At 52.0% G+C, this 19,431-nt stretch carries 21 protein-coding genes; 18 read left to right on the forward strand and 3 right to left on the reverse strand.

All coding sequences use genetic code 11. The features are described from left to right. The first annotated feature begins 21 nt into the window (after nucleotides 1-21). The 12 genes from YC6258_RS00005 (at nucleotide 22) to YC6258_RS00065 (ending at nucleotide 9,764) form a co-directional block, all read left to right on the forward strand. Nucleotides 22-513 carry a hypothetical protein gene (locus tag YC6258_RS00005; protein WP_044615231.1) on the forward strand — a complete coding sequence of 164 codons (492 nt, stop codon included), beginning with the start codon at nucleotides 22-24 and terminating at the stop codon, nucleotides 511-513. A 5-nt stretch (nucleotides 514-518) separates the two neighbouring features. Beyond that, nucleotides 519-1,106: a hypothetical protein gene (locus tag YC6258_RS00010; RefSeq protein WP_044615232.1), complete on the forward strand. Its 588-nt coding sequence runs from the start codon at nucleotides 519-521 to the stop codon at nucleotides 1,104-1,106. A 651-nt stretch (nucleotides 1,107-1,757) separates the two neighbouring features. Then, on the forward strand, nucleotides 1,758-2,051 hold the full coding sequence (locus YC6258_RS00020) for a hypothetical protein (RefSeq protein WP_044615234.1): 294 nt from the start codon (nucleotides 1,758-1,760) through the stop codon (nucleotides 2,049-2,051). Between the two features lie 5 nt (nucleotides 2,052-2,056). Continuing rightward, the gene (locus tag YC6258_RS00025; RefSeq protein ID WP_044615235.1) at nucleotides 2,057-2,827 is read left to right on the forward strand and encodes a hypothetical protein; all 771 of its coding nucleotides are present in this window, start codon (nucleotides 2,057-2,059) and stop codon (nucleotides 2,825-2,827) included. 350 nt (nucleotides 2,828-3,177) lie between these two features. Further along, nucleotides 3,178-3,993, forward strand: coding sequence for a hypothetical protein (locus tag YC6258_RS00030; RefSeq protein WP_044615236.1), 816 nt, complete (start codon nucleotides 3,178-3,180; stop codon nucleotides 3,991-3,993). Between the two features lie 657 nt (nucleotides 3,994-4,650). Continuing rightward, entirely contained in the window at nucleotides 4,651-5,043 is a 393-nt protein-coding gene (locus YC6258_RS00035) for a DUF2170 family protein (RefSeq protein WP_044619592.1), read from the forward strand. A 13-nt stretch (nucleotides 5,044-5,056) separates the two neighbouring features. After that, entirely contained in the window at nucleotides 5,057-5,743 is a 687-nt protein-coding gene (locus YC6258_RS00040; RefSeq protein ID WP_044615237.1) for a PspA/IM30 family protein, read from the forward strand. Between the two features lie 6 nt (nucleotides 5,744-5,749). Further along, nucleotides 5,750-6,796 carry an ion channel gene (locus YC6258_RS00045; protein WP_044615238.1) on the forward strand — a complete coding sequence of 349 codons (1,047 nt, stop codon included), beginning with the start codon at nucleotides 5,750-5,752 and terminating at the stop codon, nucleotides 6,794-6,796. Beyond that, a complete protein-coding gene (locus tag YC6258_RS00050; protein WP_044615239.1) occupies nucleotides 6,789-7,439 on the forward strand; it encodes a YjfK family protein in 651 nt (216 codons plus the stop codon). The genes YC6258_RS00045 and YC6258_RS00050 overlap by 8 nt, the downstream gene beginning before the upstream one ends. A 101-nt stretch (nucleotides 7,440-7,540) precedes the next feature. Next, nucleotides 7,541-7,957 (forward strand): DUF350 domain-containing protein, encoded by a 417-nt coding sequence (locus YC6258_RS00055; protein WP_044615240.1) that lies wholly within the window; start codon nucleotides 7,541-7,543, stop codon nucleotides 7,955-7,957. Between the two features lie 13 nt (nucleotides 7,958-7,970). Beyond that, nucleotides 7,971-8,591, forward strand: coding sequence for a DUF1190 domain-containing protein (locus tag YC6258_RS00060; protein WP_044615241.1), 621 nt, complete (start codon nucleotides 7,971-7,973; stop codon nucleotides 8,589-8,591). 6 nt (nucleotides 8,592-8,597) lie between these two features. Then, on the forward strand, nucleotides 8,598-9,764 hold the full coding sequence (locus YC6258_RS00065) for a glutathionylspermidine synthase family protein (protein ID WP_044615242.1): 1,167 nt from the start codon (nucleotides 8,598-8,600) through the stop codon (nucleotides 9,762-9,764). A 3-nt stretch (nucleotides 9,765-9,767) separates the two neighbouring features. On the opposite strand, the gene YC6258_RS00070 is transcribed toward YC6258_RS00065, so the two are convergent. Beyond that, nucleotides 9,768-11,144, reverse strand: coding sequence for a B-box zinc finger protein (locus YC6258_RS00070; RefSeq protein ID WP_044615243.1), 1,377 nt, complete (start codon nucleotides 11,142-11,144; stop codon nucleotides 9,768-9,770). A gap of 130 nt (nucleotides 11,145-11,274) precedes the next feature. After that, entirely contained in the window at nucleotides 11,275-12,228 is a 954-nt protein-coding gene (locus YC6258_RS00075) for an isoaspartyl peptidase/L-asparaginase family protein (RefSeq protein ID WP_044615244.1), read from the reverse strand. A gap of 193 nt (nucleotides 12,229-12,421) precedes the next feature. On the opposite strand from YC6258_RS00075, the gene mnmG reads away from it, so the two are divergent. The 6 genes from mnmG to YC6258_RS00105 all read left to right on the forward strand — a co-directional run bounded on the left by mnmG (nucleotide 12,422) and on the right by YC6258_RS00105 (nucleotide 18,014). Then, the gene (gene mnmG, locus YC6258_RS00080) at nucleotides 12,422-14,308 is read left to right on the forward strand and encodes a tRNA uridine-5-carboxymethylaminomethyl(34) synthesis enzyme MnmG (RefSeq protein WP_044615245.1); all 1,887 of its coding nucleotides are present in this window, start codon (nucleotides 12,422-12,424) and stop codon (nucleotides 14,306-14,308) included. Beyond that, complete coding sequence (gene rsmG / locus YC6258_RS00085; protein WP_082070495.1) at nucleotides 14,305-14,934, forward strand: 16S rRNA (guanine(527)-N(7))-methyltransferase RsmG; 630 nt, start codon at nucleotides 14,305-14,307, stop codon at nucleotides 14,932-14,934. The genes mnmG and rsmG overlap by 4 nt, the downstream gene beginning before the upstream one ends. A gap of 281 nt (nucleotides 14,935-15,215) precedes the next feature. After that, nucleotides 15,216-16,007, forward strand: a complete 792-nt coding sequence (locus YC6258_RS00090; RefSeq protein ID WP_044615247.1) for a ParA family protein — start codon at nucleotides 15,216-15,218, stop codon at nucleotides 16,005-16,007. Between the two features lie 58 nt (nucleotides 16,008-16,065). Next, complete coding sequence (locus YC6258_RS00095) at nucleotides 16,066-16,944, forward strand: ParB/RepB/Spo0J family partition protein (protein WP_044615248.1); 879 nt, start codon at nucleotides 16,066-16,068, stop codon at nucleotides 16,942-16,944. Further along, nucleotides 16,941-17,417 (forward strand): NUDIX domain-containing protein, encoded by a 477-nt coding sequence (locus YC6258_RS00100; protein WP_044615249.1) that lies wholly within the window; start codon nucleotides 16,941-16,943, stop codon nucleotides 17,415-17,417. The genes YC6258_RS00095 and YC6258_RS00100 overlap by 4 nt, the downstream gene beginning before the upstream one ends. Nucleotides 17,418-17,630: 213 nt before the next feature. Then, nucleotides 17,631-18,014 carry a DUF2750 domain-containing protein gene (locus YC6258_RS00105; protein ID WP_044615250.1) on the forward strand — a complete coding sequence of 128 codons (384 nt, stop codon included), beginning with the start codon at nucleotides 17,631-17,633 and terminating at the stop codon, nucleotides 18,012-18,014. A gap of 175 nt (nucleotides 18,015-18,189) precedes the next feature. Here YC6258_RS00105 and kbl read toward each other — a convergent pair whose 3' ends face one another. After that, the gene (gene kbl, locus YC6258_RS00110; protein ID WP_044615251.1) at nucleotides 18,190-19,374 is read right to left on the reverse strand and encodes a glycine C-acetyltransferase; all 1,185 of its coding nucleotides are present in this window, start codon (nucleotides 19,372-19,374) and stop codon (nucleotides 18,190-18,192) included. Between the last annotated feature and the right edge of the window lie 57 nt (nucleotides 19,375-19,431).

Raw genomic sequence — 19,431 nt, forward strand, 5'->3', positions numbered from 1 at the left:
CATAGAACGTAGGGAAACTGCATGACCACCTGGCAATACACCAACCATCATCCAACTGAATTTTACCATTCCCCCAACAATACAGTTCCGGGGCTTACCTTCCCTGGTGGTATATACCAGCCCGGCCTTCCGTGGCCGGGCGTTCAGCGGGACAAAGCTTCTCAAGCTTTGTCTGTTTCCGCTTCACCCTCACCTCATAAAGACGGCATGGGCAATTCCATGTACTTTAAATACAAGGCGGTTCATTCACTGCTACAACAGTCACAAAGCATAGAACTCAAATACAGCCTGCGGTATTTCCCCAAGGGTCAAACGGAATACTTCAGCAAAGCTATCCCAGAACCTCTGGTGCTACCTAAACCAACACGCTCTCAGGCTCCCTTTAAAGCGGAAGACCAGCCCTGGATAGAGCAAACATTCCGTTTGCACGCCCCCAGACCTGTTGACCAAATACCCCTGGATAAACCCGGTGAACCTGCCATTCACCTGATCACCGGACAACCCACAGGATAAACATCATGCACACTTATATCCCTGATGAAAAAGACTGCATCACCATCACTCCCGGATTGGAAACAGCGCCGGCAGACAGTGATTTTGATACCTATAAACTAAAAAAAGACCCTAGAGGTGCAATACCCACTGAGCCTCTTGCCATTCCTTGTGATGGTTACCATCTGGGGTATTTCAGTACTGCGGGGTCAAAACTAAAGCTGGGCGGTGTAGATACAGGGTTGTTTTCGTTGGTGGGTATTATTCTATTTGCCGTAATTATTGTTGGTCTAAAAGAGGGAAACAATGCATTTCCATGGCTGAATAATGAGTACGGAGGAGTTATGTGGCTTTTTTGGTCTCTAGGCATCTTATTCCTATTCCTAGGCCTCTGGGTCCGCCAACTGGCAAAAAAAGACGGCTTCAGCTACATCATTTTCAGCCGCGAATATGGCACAGTGACCTTTCCCAAAGTGGCCACCGATGAATCCCTGACCGTGCCCTTTAAAGATGTTGAACTCTCTGCCTTCAGAACCATTCATACCATGGGCACTCATCAATGGCACACCATTATCCGCACAAACACCTGCCGTCCCTGGACAACGCCCTCGTAAAGAGGGCATCAGCATGCATGGTATGAATAAAGAGGACTTCCAAAAAGAATGGAACATGATTGCCCGGTTCATGGATAAACAACAATCCATTCCCCCATGCTTGCACCTGATCATCAGCAATAACCAAAAAACAGGGGAAGATATTTGGTACAAACCCATGCCCAAAGAACGGATTTTTAATCCACCTTTGTGTCCACCGGGTGCCCCTTGACCTTCCCCATCCCTGTTGCCCTTGGCGGGATGACTGCCAAAACAGGACGTTTTGGAGAGTTTGGATGAGGCAGGACGCCGAATCAGGACGACCCTTGACCCGCAGTCATCCTGCCAAGGGTGTTCGCGCCAGCGAACAGGCGAAGCCCAACAGAGCTGGGGTGCCCTTTTTATTTCACTTTTTGGGCACACAAAAAGGGAAGGCCCGCCCGGCCTGAGGGCAGATAGAACGTAGGGAAACTGCATGACCACCTGGCAACACACTAACCATCATCCAACTGAATTTTACCACTCCCCAAAAACACAGTTCCGGGACTTACCTTCCCTGGTGGTATATACCAGCCCGGCCTTCCGTGGCCGGGCGTTCAGCGGGACAAAGCTTCTCAAGCTTTGTCTGTTTCCGCTTCACCCTCACCTCATAAAGACGGCATGGACAATTCCATGTACTTTAAATACAAGGCCGTTCATTCATTGCTACAACAGTCACAAAGCATAGAACTCAAATACAGCCTGCGGTATTTCCCCAAGGGTCAAACGGAATACTTCAGCAAAGCTATCCCAGAACCTCTGGTACTACCTAAACCAACACGCTCTCAGGCTCCCTTTAAAGCGGAAGACCAGCCCTGGATAGAGCAAACATTCCGTTTGCACGCTCCCAGACCCGTTGACCAAATACCCCTGGATAACCCCGGTGAACCCGCCATTCACCTGATCACCGGACAACCGGTAGGATAATCGCCATGCAAATGTACATCGCCACTGAACAAGAATGTCGGGCCGTGACCGCTGATCTGCAAGAAGCTCCGCCCGACACTGATTTCGATACCTTTAAACTGACTAAAAATCCACAGGGCCCCATGCCCATCGAACAGATGAATCAAATCTGTGATGGTTATCATCTGGGGTATATGGGGATAGCTGGTTCTCGGTTAAAACTGGGCGGTATTGATCTTGTATGTTTTATGATTGCTGGAATTATGGCCTTTGGGGTGGTTACTGCTGGCATGACAGAGGGAAACAATGCCTTCCCATGGCTGAATGATGAGTACGGTTGGTTTATGTGGTGCATTTGGATTGCTGGTTTCTTCTTTTTCTTCTTAGCCCTCTGGGTCCGCCAACTGGCCAAAAAAGACGGCTTCAGTTACATCATTTTCAGTCGCGAATATGGCACGGTCACCTTTCCCAAGGTAGAGACCGATGAATCCCTGACGGTACTGTTTGAGGATGTCGAACTGTCTGTCTTCAGAACCATTCACACCATGGGAACTCACCAATGGCATACCATCATACGCACAAAAACCTGTCGTCCTGGACATCGCCCTCGTAAAGAGGGCATCAGTTTGTATGGCTCCAATAAAGAAGAGTTCCAACAAGAATGGAACATGATTGCCCGGTTTATGGACCCCACATTATCCATGCCAGCCTGTCTGCATACCGCTATTACTGAGTATCAAAAACAAGAAAAAGATGTTTGGGGAGAAACCTTTTCCAAACCCAGAACACACTATTAAACGATAGAATGGAATGCCACAAACTCCCCATCCCTGTTGCCCTTGGCGGGATGACTGCTGAGAGTCTCCAAAACAGGACGTTTTGGAGAGTTTGGATGAGGCAGGAGCCGAACCCAAACGGCTCTCAACCCGCAGTCATCCTGACAAGGGTGTTCGCACCAGCGAACAGGCGAAGCCCAACAGAGCTGGGGTGCCCTTTTTATTTCACTTTTTGGGCACACAAAAAGGGAAGGCCCGCCCGGCCTGAGGGCAGATAGAACGTAGGGAAACTGCATGATCCACCGGCAATACACCAAAACTGAGTTTTACCAGTACACCTGCTGTCTGGTCAGACACTCAGGAGCTAAATCATGAAAATGTATGTCGCTACGGAAGAGGAGTGCATCCACACCACACCTGACCTGGAACCATCTCCAGAAGATCATAATTTCGATAAATACAAACTGCCAAAACAGCCTGAGGGCTCCATGCCCAGTGGACAACTGGACCTGATGTGCGACGGTTACAATATGGGCTGGTTCAGTATGGCGGGATCGCGCTTAAAACTGGGCGGGGTGGATACTGGATTGTTTGCTGTAGCTGGAGCATTTGTATTAGGCATATTCGTCGTTGGCCTAAAAGAAGGCTCAAACGCTATTCCATGGCTCAATAATGAATACGGCGGAGGTATGTGGTTTTTTTGGGTGACCACTCTAGTATGCTTCATCTTAGCCCTCTGGGCCCGTCAACAAGCCAAAAAAGACGGCTTTAGTTACATCGTCTTCAGTCGTGAATATGGCACCGTGACTTTTCCCAAAGTACAAAACCATCAATCATTGACGATCCCGTTTAAAGACGTTGAACTGGCAGCGGTCAATATCGTCAATAATCCAGGGACTCAACACTGGCATATTATTATTCGCTCCAGTGTTAAGCGCAAAGGCCAGAAACCCCGCAAAGAAGATATCGATATGAACGGTATCATGCGTGAGGATTTCCAACGTCAGTGGAATATGATCTGCCGATTTATGGATAAAGATCTCCCCTTACCGGAATGCATGTACTCCGCCATTAATATTTATCACAGGGACAAATTTGATGTTTGGGACAAACCATTAGCCAAAGACAAAATCTTCAATCCGCTACTCACCGAAAATACTCCGACATTTAAATGGGACGAAGGCTGACAAAACAGAACCGATTTAAGCCATGCCACAAACTCCCCATCCCTGTTGCCCTTGGCACTGAAGTCGCAAAGGGTTAAAAACGCAGGACGCGTTTTTAAGTCCGGATGAGGCAGGACCGATGTGTCGGACCATTCGAACCCGGACGACCCTTGATCAGCGACATCTGTGCCAAGGGTGTTCGCGCCAGCGAACAGGCGAAGCCCAACAGAGCTGGGGTGCCCTTTTTATTTCACTTTTTGGGCACACAAAAAGGGAAGGCCCGCCCGGCCTGAGGGCACATAGAACGTAGGGAAACAACATGACCAGCTGGCAACACACTAACAATTCAGCTCGTCCCCTACCCCTCGAGGTAAACGCCAGCTAAGGCATCCATGCTCTGCCAAAAAACTGTTAACCAGATAACATTACCAATCAAATCAAAAATTCCGAAGCAACCTTTTATAACCACCCCACGTCACATGGATTACGTCTGCCATCCAGGGCTGCCAACGGGCAACAGGCTTTATTCAGTCTTTATGCTTGAATGACAGTTATGATGTTTATTGAATGGGTGAGGTGTACTACTATTCGTCCGGCTTTACTTATAACCGTATCCGGGCAGGAGCAGTCATCCAGCCTGGCTGGTGGTTCAAATTCATACAACAAGGAGTTAATTATATGACCTGGGATCTGACCGGCATCGAAAGTCTGATATCCAAGCATGAAGGCTGGACTGTCCAGAACGAAGACAGTTGTCTGCGAGTCGCCAATGAAGATGGGCTTGATGCATACATTGCTGTCAGCGGTGCACAGATTATTGTTGAATCCATCTTGTTTGCCAAAAAGCAGGTGAAAAATACTGCTGCTCTGAATGAGGAAATCCTCAAAACCCACCAGATTTTTCCGTTGACGACTATCGGTATCTCCACCATCGATGGTGATGAGTACTACACCTGTTTCGGGTCGCTGTCGTCACAATCCAAAGAGGAAAGTATTGTGATCGAGGTTGAAACCCTGTTCGACAATATCACGGGCTTTCTCAATGCCTATGATGACTATTTAACTGCATAAAGGGAGATTTACCATGAGTGTTTGGAAAAAACTGATCACTGCTGTCAAAGGTGGCGTGAATGAAGCTGCGGAGGCAGTGGTTGATGGTCAGGCTTTGCGTATCCTGGATCAGGAAATTCGTGAGGCCAAAGAGGAACTGCGTCGTTCCGACACATCGCTGGCACAGATTATGGCCAAGCGTAAGCTGGCAGAACAAAAGGTCAGCAGCCTGACGCAATCCTCCAGTGAATACGAAGCCCATGCCAAAGCGGCCAACGAAAAAGGCGACCGCCAACTGGCGCTGGATTGTGCTCAAAAAGTGATGGAACTGCGTGCCCAGATTGAAACAGAGCAGCAGTTTGTCGATCAGTTCACCCGCTCGGAACAGGATCTGCGCAAAAATATTGCCCAGGCAAAAAGCAATATCCGCCGCATGGAACAACAGATCGATATCGTCAAAGCCACCGAGTCGGTCCAGAAAGCCCAAACCGCTGTATCCAGCCGGCACATGGGTGCCAACAGCAAGATGAAAACTGCGGCGGAATCCCTGACCCGGATCCAGCAACGTCAGCAGGAACGTCAGGCACAGCTGGAAGCGGCAGAAGAACTGGCGGAAGCCGAGTCCGGTGATGAACTGGAAAAACGTTTGAAAGAAGCGGGTATTGCCGGTTCTACTTCAGGTTCAGCAGACGACGAACTGGCCAGAATTCTCGGGAAATAATCCCGAATGCTGGTTATTTCAACACTCAAAAAGCTGTTGATGCGGCACTTCATGGAGCTGCGCTGGCACAGTATTTTACTGGTCATCGCGGCTTACATGCTGTTGAGCTGGGCAATCTTGTGGGTCTGTGGTGAAGTCGCCCTGACCCGCAGTCATGATTTTATCTACTGGCTCATTGTGACCGCATCAACCGTTGGTTACGGTGATTTGTCCCCGGAAACCGTTGCAGGGAAGTATGCCGTCGCCTTTCTGGTGATACCGATGGGGCTGGGGCTGTTCGGTCTTACCATTGGCCGCGTGGCAGCATTTGTATCCTACCAGTGGCGCAAGGGAATTAAAGGTATGAAAGCATTGAATTATGACAATCACATTCTGGTCATCGGCTGGAATGAGAACAGAACATTGCAGTTGATCCGCCTGCTGCAACATGAAATGGCGCAACAAACAGAACGTCAGCAGATTGCTTTGTGCGTCAGGGTGGAAGTCGAAAACCCGATGCCGGACAGCATTGGTTTTACCCGTGTGAGCAGTTTCAGCAATGATGCGGATATGGAACGCACCTCCCTGGAAAAAGCCAGTACGATCATCATCGATACCCGTGATGATGATGTTACTATGACAACCGCTCTGTATTGCAGCAGTAAAAATCCTCAAGCCCATATCATCGCTTATTTCAATGACGACACCCTCGGTGCACTGTTAAAACAGCATTGCCCCAATGTTGAATGCATGCCCTCGGTAGCGGTGGAAATGATAGCCAAATCCGCCGTCGATCCCGGTTCCAGTGCCCTGCACTATCAACTGCTGGCCGTCGACGAAGGCATGACCCAATACTCCATGAAATATCGCGGCCAACATCCGGTCACCATCCGTGACCTGTTCAATACCTTCAAAGAACGTTACGAGGCAACCCTGATCGGTCTTGCCAGAGCCGGCACCAAGACGTTACAACTCAATCCGGCGCTGAATGATCAGATTCAGCCTGGGGATACGCTGTACTACATTGCCGAAGGACGTATCAATCATATTGACTGGGAGAATTTCCGTGTTTAGCAAATGGTTTGGTAAAAAGGATGATTCCTCGACCGAAGTGAAAGCCCCTGAAATCATGGGATTGCGCATCGGTGGAGCGTTTGAACTGGATGATCTCAAACTTCGCCTGATCGAACCGGATCTGATCGTCGAAGGAGTAGCCCGGACACAGCTGATACAGGCTGTGGGTATGGTCAAACTTGATGAAAGCACTACGGTGCTGCGTTACTACACCGATGATGACGGCTTCCTGCAGGTACTGCTGACCGGCGGCATGACCGAACAGCACATCTCTGATGTGAAGCTCTGGTATTTTTATCAGACCGAAGGCGTCAACTCAGATCATCAGTGGAATGAACTGCTCAACCATGGCATCAGCACGCCGGATACTGAACTGGAAGGATACCGTTTTAATCGTGTATGGGGCGGTGTTGGCGGTGAATCCCCTCCAGTGGCGATGACTGAACAGACCTGGCAGGAAGATGGCAGCGAAAGTGAAACCGATCAATTCATGATGCTTTACGAGCGCGAGATCAAGGATGGCCATTTCGAGTACCTGATCAAATCAGGTGAAGAAAAAATCATTCACAATCAGGCCGACCGGTGTCTGGTAATCAGTACCGGTTTTGATATCCACCACGCGGATATTTCCATCATCGGCTGAGATCTGTGGTTGCACAGCGCTCAGCCGTTCATATACGGTTTACAGGACAAACAACATCGCGTTGTTTTCAGACCAACAATCTATAGAGGGAAAACAGACACATGAACACCATCGCACACTCTTTGGCAGGACTGGCAAATTTTGCGCTGTATTTTGCAATTGCCCTGGTTTTACTGCTGATTTTCAAGGTGATCTACACGGCGATCACGCCTCATGACGAATGGAAACTGGTCAAAGAAGAAAAGAATACCGCCGCCGCCACCGGTCTGGCCGGTGCCATCATTGGTTTTGCCCTGGCATTGGGCAGTGCAGCGTCGAACTCGGTGTCGTTGATCGATTTCGCTATCTGGGGCATCGTGGCACTCATCGCCCAGTTGATCGCTTTCGCCATTGTACGCTTCATCTTTATGCCGAAAATCGTTGAGCGGATCAACCACAACGAAGTCTCTGCCGGTATAGTCCTGGCGGGCATGTCAGTCGCTGTCGGCCTTTTGAATGCGGCCTGTATGACTTACTGAAAGGAAGCTGATCATGAAAAGAACCCGTGCCATTAATCTGGACAGGATGCGCAAATCCCGTTCCAGTCATGCCGTAAAACCATTGGCTCTGGCCATCGCAACGACAACCCTGGTGGCGTGTAGCAGCAAAGAAGAAGCGATCGTCTACCGCGATGTCAACCAGTGCATAGAACAGAACCCAAGCAATGAAGCCGCGTGCCAGGCCGCCTATCAGGAAGCCCTGCAAAAGGCTCAGGACAGCGGTCCGAAATACAATACCCGCAGTGACTGCGAGGTGGATTTCGGGGCCAATAACTGTACCCCGTATAACGCCAGTGGCCACAGCTGGTTCATGCCGGCCATGGCTGGTTTCATGCTGGCCAACCTGCTTGATCGCAATAACTATCGCTCAGCGCCGCTCTATACCTCTTACTCTTACGGCTCACCAGCCTATGGCCGCTGGACCACCGTCGATGGCAATGTCTATGGCAGCAGCCGTTCCTACGGTTCTGTCCGGGTCGACAATGATGCTTTCAAATCCAAGCCGAAAGTGACCCGCACCATTTCCCGTGGCGGCTTTGGCTCAACGGTATCAGCCAAATCCAGCTGGGGCGGTTCATCGAAGAGCAGTTCCCGCAGTAGTTGGGGAGGGTAATCCAAATTGTTGCGTCACATCATCAGGGAGCGGGAAAACTGGCGCACCAAAGCCGATGAGTTCGGCTTTAAATTCCATACCATGTACGGCGAAGCCTACTGGGATGAGAGTGCCTATTACCAGCTTTCCCTACGCCAGATAGAAGAGGATCTGGAAGATCCGACCCGGGAGCTGCACCAGATGTGTCTGGCCGCTGTGGAAAAAGTGGTTGCCGACGAATACTGGATGCAGAAATTTCGCATTCCCCGGCCGTTCTGGGACTGGATTCTGAATTCCTGGCGACAACAGGAGAAAAGCCTCTATTCCCGTCTGGATCTGGCCTATGGCGGAATTGGCCCGGCCAAACTCTACGAAAACAACGCCGACACCCCCACCAGTCTCTACGAGTCCGGGTTCTGGCAATGGTTATGGCTCGAAGACAAGGTCAACAGCGGCGAAATCTCCCGCCAGGCCGACCAGTTTAATTCCCTGCAGGAAAAGCTGGTCGACCGGTTCCGGCTGATGAAACTGGAGCATCCGGGCGAAACCCTGCATTTTTCCTGCTGCAAGGATTCCGAAGAAGACCGCGGTACGGTTCAGTATCTGCAGGATTGCGCCAGCGAAGCCGGTATAGAGAATCGCTTTATCTACATTGAGGATATCGGCGAGGGTGAAGATCAGGTCTACAGCGACCTTCAGGATCAGGTCATTACCTGGATGTTCAAACTCTATCCGTGGGAATTCATGCTGCGGGAAGAATATGGCTCGATACTGCCCCATGCCGGCGTCACCTGGATGGAGCCTCCCTGGAAAGCCATCCTCTCCAACAAGGCATTGATGCCGCTGTTATGGAAGCTGTTTCCGGGTCATCCCAACCTGCTGCCGTCTTACTTTGAAGAGGATCTGGCCAGCAGCGGGATGACCAGCTATGTGAAGAAGCCGATTTTCGCCCGCGAAGGCTCCAACGTCAGCATTCATATCGACGGCAGCGTCATGGACTCATCGGAAGGACCTTATGGCGATGAAGGGTTTATCTACCAGGAGTATTGGCCGCTGCCCAAGTTTGGTCGGAACCACACTTTGATCGGCTCGTGGCTGGTGGACGATCAGCCGGCGGGCATCTCGATTCGAGAAGACGCCCAACGCATCACCCAGGATTTATCGCGCTACATCCCACATATCATTCTGGATTGATCACTATTCCGGCTTTGGTGCCATCTGCATCCCCGCAGAGGCATCCAGATCCGGAATGACCTGCCCTTTAAGCTTTAACAACTGCTGCGCCAGTTCCGGCTTACGCAGATGCTCCTCGGCAATTTCCGCGAACAACTCCAGCAGCCGATTACGGGTTTTGGCATTGCGAACGATCTTGTACTGCCGTTTGATCATCCGGACCGCCAGTTCAATTTCCTGCTGCTCCCGCAGATACGCACCCAGCTCCAGGGCCTGCTCGCCACTGAATTCAAACTCCGGTTGCTGCTGCCAGATCTGCCGCAGAATTCTGGTTAGCATGGCAAGTTGGTTATATTCCGCCAACTGCGCCAGCAGGCCGCCGCCACCGCGATTCAAACGCTCGTAATCACCGGTAAACGCCAGAATCTTAAAATAACGTTCCAGTGTCGACAGTTGACCACGCTGATCCCGACAGGATTTTTCCATCAATTCCAGCGCGCTGCCGTACTGGCCATTGTGCAAATGCATATGAATATTGGGATCGGCCTGATTGGCCATGCGTCGCAACCGGAGGTCCTGTTTGGTGGCACCAAGATTCAACTCGAACCGATATTGATGAACCAGATACCCCAGCAGCGCAAACATGACCAGCATGAAGTAGAAACCGCTGATCGCACCGGCAGTCTGTCCGACGGTGGGGCCCAGCAGATCCATCAGCAGCTGACTGGTGGACGCCGAACACAGCGACATCAGAATCATGTAGAAATACACCAGACCGTAAGCCCAGCCGATACGAACGATCATACCGGCCAGGTTCAACGGATTCAGGGCTGCGGCCAGATCGCCCTCCATCGCCAGCATGATCATGCTGACCGGCAGGCTGGCGATAAAAAACAACGCCAGCACAACAGCCAGTATTGGATGTAAAAAATGCCCGACCAGCATGACCAGAACCACCATGGCAATGATGGCCAGAAACTGTTTGAACACCAGCCCAAAACGTTCACCACTCAAGATGTCAGCCACCGACGGTGCCACCATCTTGCCGTGTGCCACGGTATCGATCACCTGGTAACCATATTGCAATTGCAGCAGAAACAGCAGCAGTGCAATGATCAACCCGATCCAGCTGTCAGGCAGTAATGCACTGACCAGCGATACGCTCAACATGATCAGGGCCTGTCCCTGAAACGGATAACGGAAAAAGTCAGACAACCGGTTCCAGAATGGAATCACGTCGGCTTTATTGGGCTGATAACTCAGTTCCTGCTGACACCCATAACACAGCGGATAACCTTCTTCGGTATTGGGTGCACGCACGCACTGATCACAAAAATCTTTCCGACAATGTTCACAATACCAGCGCGCCGGCAGCACAGGGTGATGGTAACAAAACGACATGGTTTCGCTGTCCCGGAATCAATCAATCTGCATTTATAGAAGTTCCATCATCAAAGCGCAACGGCGCTCCCGATTAACAGACTAACAAATCGGTGCCAGCCATATCAGGAACGCGGGTCACGATCTGAGATCAACGATATATATCCACTTGCGGTAGCTCTCCGACATGGCCGTACCCCCGATACATGCCACCGGTATTAAACGGCAGGGCGATATTGCCCAGATGATCCACCGCGATCAGACCACCATCACCGCCCAACTCCGCCAGCCGCGCAACTGCGGCATCGCAGGCCTCCACCAGGGTCATACCGGCGTATTCCATACGGGCGGAAATATCATAGGCGGTCACTGCCCGCATAAACATTTCCCCGGTCCCGGTGCAGGACACCGCCACCGTTCGGTTATTGGCATAACAACCGGCACCGATCAGCGGGGTATCGCCCACCCGCCCCACCTGCTTGTTGGTCAGGCCGCCGGTTGAAGTCGCTGCCGCCAGATTGCCCTGTGCGTCCAGCGCCACTGCGCCCACGGTGCCATATTTATTATCCGGATCAATCGGATCGCCTGAGGCTTCCGCTGCGCCGTCATGATCCAGCATCATACCGCCTCGCTGTCGGGCACGGTGCAGTTGTTGCAAGCGGTCTTCGGTGGAAAAGAAATCCGCGGCCACCATCTCAAAACCATGAGCGCGGGCAAATGCCTCCGCTCCGTCACCGGTGAACAGCACATGTTCGCTATGTTCCATCACCGCCCGCGCCAGTAACACCGGATTTCTCACCCGACTGACACAACTGATTGCTCCGGCCTGCAGGGTTTGGCCATCCATAACGCTGGCGTCCAGTTCATGGGTCTGCTCATGAGTAAATACCGCACCATGACCGGCATTGAACAGCGGACACTCTTCCAGCAGCCGTACCGCTTCCGTGACCGCATCCATGGCACTGCCACCAGCGGCCAGGATCTGTTGCCCGGTCGCGACGATCTCCGTCAGCGCCTGCCGAAACGACTGTTCTTTACTGGGTGTCATGGCGCTGCGGGCAATCGCTCCGGCACCACCATGAATCACTATTACGGGGATAGACATACAAGTTTCCTGAATCAAACAACAGACAGAGTGCACAGATTAAAGCATCAAAACCCTCAGCAATCTCCATGATCAGATTTTTTTTGTGGGCCACGCATTGCAGAGGCTACAAAATGTGTGTTAACAGCCTGTATGAAACTCCGTATAATTCGCGCCCTTTTATTTTTGTTCCTGACCAGGAGAGGTAACTATCGTGGATTTTCCCACCCGTTTCGATGTCATAGTCATCGGTGGCGGCCATGCCGGAACTGAAGCCGCTCTGGCAGCAGCCCGTATGGGAGTCAAAACCCTGCTGCTGACCCACAACACCGAAACCATCGGGGTGATGAGCTGTAATCCGGCCATTGGCGGTATTGGCAAAAGTCATCTGGTCAAGGAAATCGATGCGCTTGGCGGTGCCATGGCGCGCGCCACCGACAAAGCCGGCATACAGTTCCGCACGCTCAACAGCCGCAAAGGCCCGGCAGTTCGTGCCACCCGCGCCCAGGCAGACCGTGCGCTGTATCGCGCCGCCATTCGCGAAATCGTCGAACATCAACCGGGCTTGAGTATTTTTCAGCAGGCCGCTGACGATCTGATCATCCAGGGCGACAAAGTCACCGGGGTGGTCACCCAAACGGGCATCCGCATTCACGCCACCACCGTTGTGCTCACCGCCGGTACCTTTCTTGGCGGCAAGATTCATGTGGGCATGGAAAACTACTCCGGCGGTCGTGCCGGCGATCCACCAGCCATTGCCCTGTCCCAGCGTCTGCGCGAACTGCCGTTTCGGGTTGACCGGCTGAAAACCGGCACTCCGGCCCGCATTGACGGCCGCACGGTGGACTATTCCGTGATGCAGGCTCAACCCGGTGATACGCCATTACCGGTGATGTCGTTCATGGGCTCGGTGGATGAACACCCACAGCAGGTGAACTGCTATATCACCCATACCAGCGAACAGACCCACGACATCATCCGCGCCAATCTTGACCGCTCGCCGATGTACGCCGGAGTCATTGAAGGCATAGGTCCGCGCTACTGCCCGTCCATCGAAGACAAAATCGTGCGCTTTGCCGATAAAACCAGTCACCAGGTATTTGTTGAGCCGGAAGGTCTGAGCACATTCGAGCTGTACCCCAATGGTATTTCCACCAGCCTGCCGTTTGATGTCCAGGTGGATTTCATCCGCACCCTGAAAGGCTTTGAAAACTGCCACATCACCCGTCCGGGTTATGCCATCGAGTATGATTTCTTCAATCCCCAGGATCTGCGCCACAGCCTCGAAACCAAGTTTATCCAGAACCTGTTTTTTGCCGGCCAGATCAACGGCACCACCGGCTATGAAGAAGCCGGTGCCCAAGGGCTGCTGGCTGGCGTCAACGCTGCGTTACGGGTGCAGGAAAAAGATGCCTGGGCCCCGCGCCGCGACGAAGCCTACCTCGGGGTACTGGTGGATGATCTCATCACCATGGGCACCAAAGAACCCTATCGCATGTTTACCAGCCGGGCGGAATACCGTCTGCTGCTGCGCGAGGATAATGCCGATGCCCGGCTGACCGAAAAAGGTCGTGAACTGGGTCTGGTCGATGATATCCGCTGGGCTGCCTTCTGCACCAAAATGGAAGCCATCGAACAGGAAAAAAACCGGCTGACATCCACCTGGATACAACCCGGCACAGCCGCCGGCGACCAGGCCGCCAAAGTGCTCGATCAGCCGTTGACCCATGAATACAGCCTGATGGACCTGCTCAAGCGCCCCAATGCCAACTATGCCATGATTGCCGGCCTCAAAGGCGAAGCCCCCGAGCTGCCGGAACAGGTGACCGAACAGGTGGAAATCGCTGCCAAATACGATGGCTACATCAAGCGTCAGGAGCAGGAAATTGCCGCCCTGCGACGCCAGGAAAACACCCGTCTGCCGGATAACTTCGATTACGACACCATCAGTGGTCTGTCTAACGAAGTGCGCCAGAAACTGAAAGAGGTACGTCCGGAAACCATTGCCCAGGCCGGCCGTATCCAGGGAGTCACCCCGGCAGCGGTCAGTCTGTTGTTGATCCAATTGAAAAAAATGGCCGCCGCCAGGAAAACCGCGTGAGTACTCACTATCAGGAAAAACTTTTAACTGCCGCCCGGCAACTGGGTATCGACATCAATGACCGCCAGATTGAGCAACTGCTGCACTATCACCAGCTGCTGGTGAAATGGAACAAGGCTTACAACCTGACCGCTGTGCGTGATGCCGAAGACATGATCGACCGTCATCTGATCGACAGTCTGGCGATTCTGCCGTTCATTCAATATGACGATATTCTCGATGTCGGCAGCGGTGGCGGTCTGCCGGGGCTGGTCATTGCCATCATGAACCCCGACATCCGCGTCACCGTGCTTGACAGCAATGGCAAAAAGACCCGCTTTTGCACTCAGGTCAAACTGGAATTACAGTTGTCGAATGTCACTGTCGTGCACACCCGACTGGAAAACTATTGCCCCGCACAGCCCCATGCCTGTATAACCAGCAGGGCTTTTGCCAGCCTGCGGGATATGGTGGAATTATCTGCCGGCTGCGGTACCTCGGCTACTGTCTACCTGGCGATGAAAGGACAATATCCGGAAGCAGAACTGGCAGAGCTGCCGGCCACGGTGGAATTGCTCAACGTGAAGGAACTGCTCGTGCCGGGAGCGGATGGCGAACGGCACCTGGTGACGCTGAACAGGGTTTAGTTGACCGGCACACCATTATTTCGTTTGAACACCTGTGCCTGCTTCCCGATCACGGTTATCTGACCTGTCGGAGACAATCCGGTCAGGCAGGCGTCATCATATAATATCCGGCTTCTCTGGTTCGCCAGTCGATAAAAGGGAAGTTGCGCCCGGTCTGAAAATCGCTCAGGCGTTACAATGACATCCGGAATGACCGGCGCACATACAACCGTTTGACCAGCAGGAAATGCCGGTAAACGGGCACAACCGAATAAAACACAGAACCAACAAAGGGTTGCATCTTGGCTAAAGTATTTGCAATTACCAATCAAAAGGGCGGGGTCGGGAAAACCACGACTGCGATCAATTTATCTGCGTCTTTAGCGGCAACCAAACGTAAGGTCCTGGTTGTTGATCTCGATCCTCAGGGCAATGCCACCATGGGTTCCGGCATCGATAAAAACGAACTGGAACGTTCGGTTTATGAGGTCATCACCAATCGATGCCATACTAACGAAGCGGTTCAATACAGCGAATCCTGTCATTACGACCTGCTACCCGCCAACGGCGACCTGACCGCGGCCGAAGTGGAACTGATGAACATCAAAATGAAAGAACATCGGTTACGCTATGCCCTGGCAGAAGTCAAAAACAACTACGACTACATCTTTATCGACTGTCCACCATCGCTGAACATGCTGACCGTCAACGCCCTGTCGGCGGCCGATGGCGTCATCATTCCGATGCAGTGTGAATACTATGCTTTGGAAGGACTCGCAGCGCTGCTGAATACAGTGGAAAACGTCAGCAAGATTCTCAATCCCAAGCTGATGGTCGAAGGGGTACTGCGGACCATGTATGATCCACGCAACAGCCTGACCAAGGACGTGAGCCAGGAATTGATCACCCACTTCGGCGATACCGTATACCACACGGTGATTCCACGTAACGTGCGATTGGCAGAAGCGCCCAGTTTTGGCGTGCCGGTACTCACTCACGACAAACAGAGTGCCGGAGCCATGGCCTATCTGGCGCTGGCCGGAGAGATCATTAACAGGCACAATAACGGCCCTTCGGCGGTACCAACCGCCTAGCAGTCTGTTGATTTTTGTTGCTGAGGCAGTGAAGACAAAGAATTTTTCAGGAACCCCCATGTCAGTCAAAAAGAATCGCGGTTTGGGTAAAGGTCTGGGTGCTTTGATTTCCCAAACCCAGAAACCCGAACCGGTAGATACCGAAGAAGCCCTTAAAAACGGCGACCTGAAACATGTTCCCGTCGAATTGATCCAACGGGGTCAATATCAACCGCGCCGGGATATGCAGCCGGAGGCGCTGGAAGAACTGGCTGCCTCCATCAAAGCTCAGGGCGTCATGCAACCGATCGTCATTCGTCCGATTGGCCCGGAGCGTTACGAAATCATCGCCGGGGAACGCCGTTGGCGTGCAACCCAGATGGCGGGCCTGGCGGAAATACCCGCCGTGATTCGCGATGTCAGCGACGAAGATGCCATTGCCATGGCGCTGATTGAAAACATTCAGCGTGAAAACCTCAATCCCATCGAAGAAGCCATGGCATTGCAGCGGCTGCAAAAGGAATTTGAACTGACTCAGCAGGAAGTCGCCGATGCCGTCGGTAAAAACCGTGTCACCGTCGCGAATCTGCTGCGTCTGATCAGCCTGTCTGCCGAAGTCAAAAAAATGGTCGAACATGGTGATCTGGAAATGGGCCATGCCCGTGCGTTGTTGTCGCTGACTGAAGCCAAGCAGATTGACGCTGCCCGGCAAGTGGTGCAGAAAGGTTTGACCGTCCGCCAGACCGAAGCCTTGGTGCGTCAGCTGCAGGAAGGCAAAAAACCCAAAGTCGCTCCCAATGCGCGACTCGATGCCAATATCCGCAACCTTGAAGATACTCTGGGCAAACGCCTCGGTGCACCAGTGGATATTCAGCATGGCAACAATGGCAAGGGAAAACTGGTCATCAAATATAACTCCCTTGATGAACTGGACGGTATCCTCGGCCACATCAAATGAGACATCGTATCCGTGCCGCCGGCATCGCCATTCAGAATGACTGTGTGCTGCTGGTCAAACACATCCAGCATGGCGAAACCTGGTGGGTACCACCAGGCGGCGGCTATGAAAGCCAGGATCAATGTACTCAAAACACTGTTAAACGTGAATTTTTTGAAGAAGCCGGGCTCACTGACGTAACCGTTGGACCGCTGATGTTTGTACGAGAATTTATCGAAGACCGCGCCAATGTGTTTCATCTGGAGCTGTTTTACTCGGTGACGGGCTGGCACGGCGATATACATCTGAACAATCTGGCCGGTCTCGGTGGCGACGAACTTCTGATTCAGGAAACCAGCTGGGTACCACGACACCAACTCGACGACATGGTGGTCTATCCGGCAGAAATACGCTCCGACATCTGGCAGCAACCTCACCCGACCCTTGCCCGCCACCTTGGAACCTTTCACGAACTCGATGGTTACGAACGATAAGAGTCTGCAAAAAATCTCCTTTACATCGTCAACCAGAGAGCATTATGAACGCCTTGGCGCAGGTCATTATTTGAAAATCCACTTGTGTTTAGAGTATCGATTATGGCCGGCTGCGTTTCCTGAACCGAATAGAACACTGATATAACCACGGGCCTGTTATACTGGCCACTTTATACCGGGACATGTTCCCATCATCTGATATTGGATCGAAATATGAGTAGTGACCCATCAACCAACCTCCTTGGCCTCGACTGCGAAGAAAGGTATGACTATTTCTTAACAAAAGTAGCAGAAGAGCGGGAAGTCTGGATTCTGGTGAATCAAGAGGAACTGTTTCTTAAAAACTATACCGAAGACAATTCCGAATACGTACTGGTCTGGCCGGATGAAAGCCTTGCACGGGCATACTCCAAAGACCTGGATGGTTTTTCACCCAGAAGCATTCCCCTGCCTCAGTTCTTTAATAAATGGATTCCGGGATTAACCCAGGATGATATCGATATCGGTGTGTTTCCAGGTCTTGATGATGACCTCTGGGTGGCTTCGCCGGCAGAACTGGAAACCGAGCTGAAAGCAGAACTCGCCAATCAGTTCTGATCCTGTCAATCTGCGAAACCGCATCGTGCATGTCTACGGTATTAACCCGCTCAGCATTTATCCCGGGTTAATACCTGCGTTCTTCGAACGACCACATCATGAAACCTGAATATCACGGTCATTTGCCGCTCTTCCACATCATCATGGACGGAATATTCCCGTCATACAGAGCGCTCTATGACAGCGAATCACGAACCGCAATAAAGGCATCGACCGCGCGTTGCAGATCTTCACGACTGTGGGCAGCGGATATCTGGGTACGAATACGCGCCTGTCCCTGAGGCACAACCGGATATGAAAAGGCAATCACGTAAATCCCCCGTGCCAGCATGGCGTCGGCGAAACGAGCAGCTTTGGCAGCATCGTACAACATCACCGGAATAATCGGATGTTCACCCGGCAACAGATCAAACCCGGCGGCACTCATCTGTTCACGAAAAAACGTCATATTATCGTGCAACGCCTGACGCAGTTCACTACCCTGCTCTGCCAGTTCCAATGCTTTGATCGCACCGGCCACCACTGGCGGTGCCACCGTATTGGAAAACAGATAAGGCCGTGAACGCTGGCGCAGTAATTCCACGATTTCCGGGCGGCCACTGGTGAAACCACCACTGGCTCCTCCAAGTGCTTTGCCCAAGGTACCGGTGATCATATCCACCCGGCCCATGGCATTACGGTACTCATGAGTTCCCCGTCCATGGGCACCAATAAACCCGGTCGCATGACACTCATCGATATGTACCAGGGCATTATACTGATCTGCCAGATCACAGATTTTATCCACCTGGGCAATGGTGCCATCCATCGAAAACACCCCATCACTGCTGATCAGTTTATACCGCGCACCGTCTTTATCCGCCTGCTGTAGCTGCGCTTCCAGATCAGCCATATCGTTGTTGTTATAACGATAGCGTTTGGCCTTGCACAGACGAATGCCGTCAATGATGCTGGCATGATTCAGCTGGTCGGAAATCACCGCATCGGCACCGGTCAGCAGGGTTTCAAACAGCCCGCCATTGGCATCAAAACAGGAGGGATACAAAATCGTATCTTCGGTTCCCAGGAATGCTGTCAGCTTCTGCTCCAACTGTTTATGAATAGTTTGGGTGCCACAGATAAACCGGACTGATGCCATACCATAGCCCCACTCCTTCAGACCGGACATAGCCGCGTCTGACACCTCTGGATGTTGCGCCAGCCCCAGATAATTATTGGCACACAGATTAACCACTTCACCACCAGGCACTCCAATATGACTGCCCTGGGCGGTGGTGATTTCACGTTCGTGTTTATACAGTCCGGCATCGCGGATGTATTGCAGCTCTGCGACCAGATGTTGTTGAAAGTTCTGATACATATCGGAAACCTCTGTTATTAACCTGCCTTGTGTTTTAGCCGATGATTACAACTACCA

Origin of the sequence: Gynuella sunshinyii YC6258 (genome assembly GCF_000940805.1) — a bacterium.
GTDB lineage: Bacteria > Pseudomonadota > Gammaproteobacteria > Pseudomonadales > Natronospirillaceae > Gynuella > Gynuella sunshinyii.

Coding starts and splice junctions, on each gene's coding strand:
- YC6258_RS00100 (WP_044615249.1), top strand. CDS start 16,941: ATGAGACATCGTATCCGTGCCGCCGGCATCGCCATTCAGAATGACTGT.
- YC6258_RS00025 (WP_044615235.1), top strand. CDS start 2,057: ATGCAAATGTACATCGCCACTGAACAAGAATGTCGGGCCGTGACCGCT.
- YC6258_RS00045 (WP_044615238.1), top strand. CDS start 5,750: ATGCTGGTTATTTCAACACTCAAAAAGCTGTTGATGCGGCACTTCATG.
- YC6258_RS00035 (WP_044619592.1), top strand. CDS start 4,651: ATGACCTGGGATCTGACCGGCATCGAAAGTCTGATATCCAAGCATGAA.
- YC6258_RS00010 (WP_044615232.1), top strand. CDS start 519: ATGCACACTTATATCCCTGATGAAAAAGACTGCATCACCATCACTCCC.
- YC6258_RS00095 (WP_044615248.1), top strand. CDS start 16,066: ATGTCAGTCAAAAAGAATCGCGGTTTGGGTAAAGGTCTGGGTGCTTTG.
- YC6258_RS00070 (WP_044615243.1), bottom strand. CDS start 11,144: ATGTCGTTTTGTTACCATCACCCTGTGCTGCCGGCGCGCTGGTATTGT.
- kbl (WP_044615251.1), bottom strand. CDS start 19,374: ATGTATCAGAACTTTCAACAACATCTGGTCGCAGAGCTGCAATACATC.
- YC6258_RS00040 (WP_044615237.1), top strand. CDS start 5,057: ATGAGTGTTTGGAAAAAACTGATCACTGCTGTCAAAGGTGGCGTGAAT.
- YC6258_RS00105 (WP_044615250.1), top strand. CDS start 17,631: ATGAGTAGTGACCCATCAACCAACCTCCTTGGCCTCGACTGCGAAGAA.
- YC6258_RS00020 (WP_044615234.1), top strand. CDS start 1,758: ATGTACTTTAAATACAAGGCCGTTCATTCATTGCTACAACAGTCACAA.
- YC6258_RS00060 (WP_044615241.1), top strand. CDS start 7,971: ATGAAAAGAACCCGTGCCATTAATCTGGACAGGATGCGCAAATCCCGT.
- YC6258_RS00075 (WP_044615244.1), bottom strand. CDS start 12,228: ATGTCTATCCCCGTAATAGTGATTCATGGTGGTGCCGGAGCGATTGCC.
- YC6258_RS00055 (WP_044615240.1), top strand. CDS start 7,541: ATGAACACCATCGCACACTCTTTGGCAGGACTGGCAAATTTTGCGCTG.
- YC6258_RS00005 (WP_044615231.1), top strand. CDS start 22: ATGACCACCTGGCAATACACCAACCATCATCCAACTGAATTTTACCAT.
- YC6258_RS00030 (WP_044615236.1), top strand. CDS start 3,178: ATGAAAATGTATGTCGCTACGGAAGAGGAGTGCATCCACACCACACCT.